We start from the raw sequence: 3,419 nt of genomic DNA on the forward strand, positions 1-3,419 counted from the left end.
AGAGATAGGCGACACACCACGGCCATGCACCTGCTACAGGCTGGCGTCGACATCAGCGTAATCGCGTTGTGGCTCGGACATGAGAGCCCTGTCACGACGCACCATTACGTCGAAGCCGATCTGAACATGAAGGAACGTGCGCTTGCAAGGCTTCAAGAACCCGGAAGTAAAGTCCCCCGCTATCGGGCACCTGACTCGCTGCTCAACTTCCTGAAGGCGCTGTGATTATGCAAAGACCGGAATTCCTGCTTGCCGCTTTCCATCAGATCTCGGGGCGAGTTCCGGCCTGCTACTTTCCATAATCAACGACTTGGCATAATCGGCCTTATGGAAAGCTTCGCATAAGGCCGATTAGCGAGCAGCGCGGCCCTCCTCTTTGCCCCGACTTCGTTGACGGGCCGGGAATCGCCGCAAAAGCGGCAAGCAATGTGCCTTGTGATGGTTGCCGCGCCGCGCTTCAAGGCCGCCCGTCATCGCGGATCTGGTCTTTGGAGACAAATGCCGACAGCAGATGTCACCGTCTTTGCCGATCCGGCTGCTTGCCTTATCAATGCCAACATCGCGCACGGAGTGCGCGAACGCTTTCCGTTAAGCCTTGCAAGGTGCAGGTTCGCGGGCGATCGCGGAGCCGGTGCACTTCTACAACCGTATCGTCCAACTTCTCCTGAGCGGTCTGCTTTTCAAAAACCATTGACACCGGCCTCCTGCGCCGCTGTCTGCCACCATTCCTTTGCAGCAGACGGTGCTGACCCCGCTTGATAATAGTTATTAAGGGTTATACTGTGGGGGTGACTTCCTGGAGGGCAGAACCATGATCAGTGCAGACCTTGGACAACAGCTCGAGGGATACATTACGAAGCTGGTCGAAACCGGACGGTACGGCTCGAAGAGTGAAGTGCTGCGCGAAGGCGTGCGATTGATTCAGGATCGCGAGACGCAGCTTGCCGCGTTGGATGCCGTGATCGAGCGAGGCATCGCCGATTCAGAGGCTGGCCGAGGACAACCCGGCCAAGAAGTGTTCGACCGGCTTGAAGTTAAATATCAGGCGATGATGAACGGCAAGGCATGATCGTTCGCATTTTACCGGCCGCCGAGGCCGAGCTTGAGGCCATCGGCGACTACATCGCCCGCGACAATCCGCGCCGCGCCTTGAGCTTCGTTCTTGAGATGCGTGACAAGTGCATGAGCCTTGCAGACATGCCCCTCGCCTACCCGCTCGTGCCTCGATACGAAGATCGCGGCGTGCGGCATCGGGTTCACGGCAGCTACCAGATTTTCTACCGCGTCACGGGTCAACCCGAGCGCATCGACGTCATTCACGTCCTGCATAGCGCCAGAGACATCGCCGCTATCCTTTTCCCCTAGACACACCCACGAAAAGAGCCCAGAACGAGTTAAGTGCTGGGCAAGCCATCGGCTACGCCGGTGGCGGAGGTGCAATTAAGCAAACTGGCCGTCTGCGGTGCCACCACAGCGGCCAGTTCTCTTGTTTTTAAGTCGGAGCCTCGTGGCTCTGTCGGTCGATTAGTGACCGAAATAGACAGGCGCGATGCTATTGCCGGTGTGAGCCGGGCCGCCCGAAGCCGACGCAGTGTCAGCCACGCCGCCGTAGCTCGTTTGCCGGTTCTGCGCCGCGACCTTCGCTTCGGCAGCTTGGATCTCGGCCGGATACGTCACGCGATCCGTGCTCGGGTTATATCCAGCGCGTTCGAGCTGGACCAGTTCTGCCTTTACTTGCGCGCGGCTCAGCGGCTGGCTTTGAGCGAAAGAAGAAACCGCCGGAATAGCGAGTGCAGCGGCGACGACGATAGTTGCGAGTTTCATGATGCTTACCTCCGAGTCTTGTTTTTCGCAAACAGCCCTGCTTGCGTTTCAGTGACTCAAGTATAGGTAAGTACCCGCTTACGATTAATGAGCGTTTGAACAACAAATTCTTGTTGTATTCGGGATAACCCTAGGTCGATGCTCAACCGGTCACCGTCTCGCGGATTTCCGGTGCGACCTCGTCGCGTCCGTTGAGCTCGTTGAGCACGCGCGATACCGAACCCGCGGACACCTTCGCAAGGCGCGCGGCGTCCTGCACGGTCCGTGAGCCAATGCCTATGCCGAAAGCCCAAACGCCAGAGTCCGCTTCGCCTTCCACGCGCAGCCGAACGTCCGGAGCGAGATTTCCGAGTCAGTGATTCGGTTTTCGATCGGGACGCGGTGGTCCGAGGCTCGGTAGCATAGGCAGCTCATCGGTGCTGCACGTTCCGCGTTGCCATGTATAGGTCAAACAGGCCCGCATGCAGACGGCGGATGTCCTGACGAAGGGCAATTAGTCCGCGCTGTTCGCCTTCACGTTCCCGACGCAGAATCTCTCCCAGCAGGGCAGTCGCACGCGATGCCGGCAGGTCGCGCTGCACGCGCGCCTGGCCGAGCCTGCCTGCAACTGCTGGTTTGCTGATCAACAGCCACGCGGGGAACCACGCGTAATCTTCAATCTCGCCAGTGCCTGGGAACTCTGCATCAAAGCGTCGACGCAGCGCGTCGAGTGAAGCGTCCCTCAGGGTGTCGAAGAGCGCGGCGACCTTGGCCGGCGCCAACCACGCCAATTCCGCAAATAGCGGCCACGCGGCGTCGATTCCGGCGGCACGATAGCGCGCCTCGGTCATCCAGGCAAGCGGCGACGGAATGCGCCACCAGGATGCAATCGTTTCGACCGCTTCGCTAGCCGCGGCCCAGTCGCTTGCTCGAAGCCACAGCGGTGCCGCGTGACTGTCAGGGTCGACGCCACAGTACGGCAACGCTGCGGCACGCTGCGCAAGTTCACGCCAGCATGTTGCCATCCACGATTGAGCGTACTGCCCGGGCAGTACTTGTTGAGCAGCGTGCGACACCTCATGCTCGAAGTGACGGCAGATCACAGCCAACTCAGTGTGGTCCGTCACGGCGAGCGTTGATGCGTTCTCGAGTTCGTGGACAAGCACCGTCATTGCAGGCAGAGCACTGTCGCGCGCGTAGTCGGCCGCGAGCACTGTCAGCGCCGCTCTCGCTGCGGCGGCGTCGCGAAGCTGCAACTGCTCGACCACATCATTGCGCATTGCTACGTCCCGGCTGTCGGCAAATATGTCGAGTTGCTGCATCGTCGTTGCGCTCAAGAAGGTCCAGGAAGAGCGTACAGGCTAAGCGATTTCGCCGCGTCAAAAAAGCTGCCATGCGTCATTGCACGCAACGCTGTGTTGATCCGTCGACTGTCAAGGAAAGCGACGCATTATTGAGATGCCTCCAAGTTCGCCGACTCACATATGGTTGGCCCATCCCGCGCGTGAACGAGGCATGCGACACAATAGCGCGCCTCTTAGAGGTGTTAACAGAATGACTTTTGCAGGTGTCGCCAGCATATGATGCAGCAAGCGATTTTCATGAAGGCTTCGTGG

The 3,419-nt window shown here is 59.3% G+C and carries 6 protein-coding genes; 3 read left to right on the forward strand and 3 right to left on the reverse strand.

The window, feature by feature from the left end:
• The 3 genes from AWB82_RS36270 to AWB82_RS36280 all read left to right on the forward strand — a co-directional run.
• The coding region (locus AWB82_RS36270) for a tyrosine-type recombinase/integrase (protein WP_200818284.1) at nucleotides 1-225 on the forward strand (225 nt) is incomplete at its 5' end.
• Nucleotides 226-811: 586 nt separating this feature from the next.
• Nucleotides 812-1,069 (forward strand): type II toxin-antitoxin system ParD family antitoxin, encoded by a 258-nt coding sequence (locus tag AWB82_RS36275; RefSeq protein ID WP_086974054.1) that lies wholly within the window; start codon nucleotides 812-814, stop codon nucleotides 1,067-1,069.
• Nucleotides 1,066-1,365, forward strand: coding sequence for a type II toxin-antitoxin system RelE/ParE family toxin (locus AWB82_RS36280; protein ID WP_086974055.1), 300 nt, complete (start codon nucleotides 1,066-1,068; stop codon nucleotides 1,363-1,365). Before AWB82_RS36275 ends, AWB82_RS36280 begins: the two co-directional genes overlap by 4 nt.
• A 159-nt stretch (nucleotides 1,366-1,524) precedes the next feature.
• On the opposite strand, the gene AWB82_RS36285 is transcribed toward AWB82_RS36280, so the two are convergent.
• The 3 genes from AWB82_RS36285 to AWB82_RS36295 all read right to left on the reverse strand — a co-directional run bounded on the left by AWB82_RS36285 (nucleotide 1,525) and on the right by AWB82_RS36295 (nucleotide 3,125).
• Complete coding sequence (locus AWB82_RS36285) at nucleotides 1,525-1,824, reverse strand: DUF4148 domain-containing protein (RefSeq protein ID WP_086974056.1); 300 nt, start codon at nucleotides 1,822-1,824, stop codon at nucleotides 1,525-1,527.
• A 142-nt stretch (nucleotides 1,825-1,966) separates the two neighbouring features.
• The gene (locus AWB82_RS38760) at nucleotides 1,967-2,083 is read right to left on the reverse strand and encodes a LacI family DNA-binding transcriptional regulator (protein ID WP_235023596.1); all 117 of its coding nucleotides are present in this window, start codon (nucleotides 2,081-2,083) and stop codon (nucleotides 1,967-1,969) included.
• Nucleotides 2,084-2,234: 151 nt separating this feature from the next.
• Nucleotides 2,235-3,125, reverse strand: coding sequence for a hypothetical protein (locus tag AWB82_RS36295; RefSeq protein ID WP_086974057.1), 891 nt, complete (start codon nucleotides 3,123-3,125; stop codon nucleotides 2,235-2,237).
• Between the last annotated feature and the right edge of the window lie 294 nt (nucleotides 3,126-3,419).

Source organism: Caballeronia glebae, from assembly GCF_001545035.1.
GTDB classification, from domain to species: domain Bacteria; phylum Pseudomonadota; class Gammaproteobacteria; order Burkholderiales; family Burkholderiaceae; genus Caballeronia; species Caballeronia glebae.

Bases quoted from the DNA above. Each gene is read 5' to 3' on its own strand.
- AWB82_RS36285 (WP_086974056.1), bottom strand. From the start codon at position 1,824: ATGAAACTCGCAACTATCGTCGTCGCCGCTGCACTCGCTATTCCGGCG.
- AWB82_RS36295 (WP_086974057.1), bottom strand. From the start codon at position 3,125: ATGCAGCAACTCGACATATTTGCCGACAGCCGGGACGTAGCAATGCGC.
- AWB82_RS36275 (WP_086974054.1), top strand. From the start codon at position 812: ATGATCAGTGCAGACCTTGGACAACAGCTCGAGGGATACATTACGAAG.
- AWB82_RS36280 (WP_086974055.1), top strand. From the start codon at position 1,066: ATGATCGTTCGCATTTTACCGGCCGCCGAGGCCGAGCTTGAGGCCATC.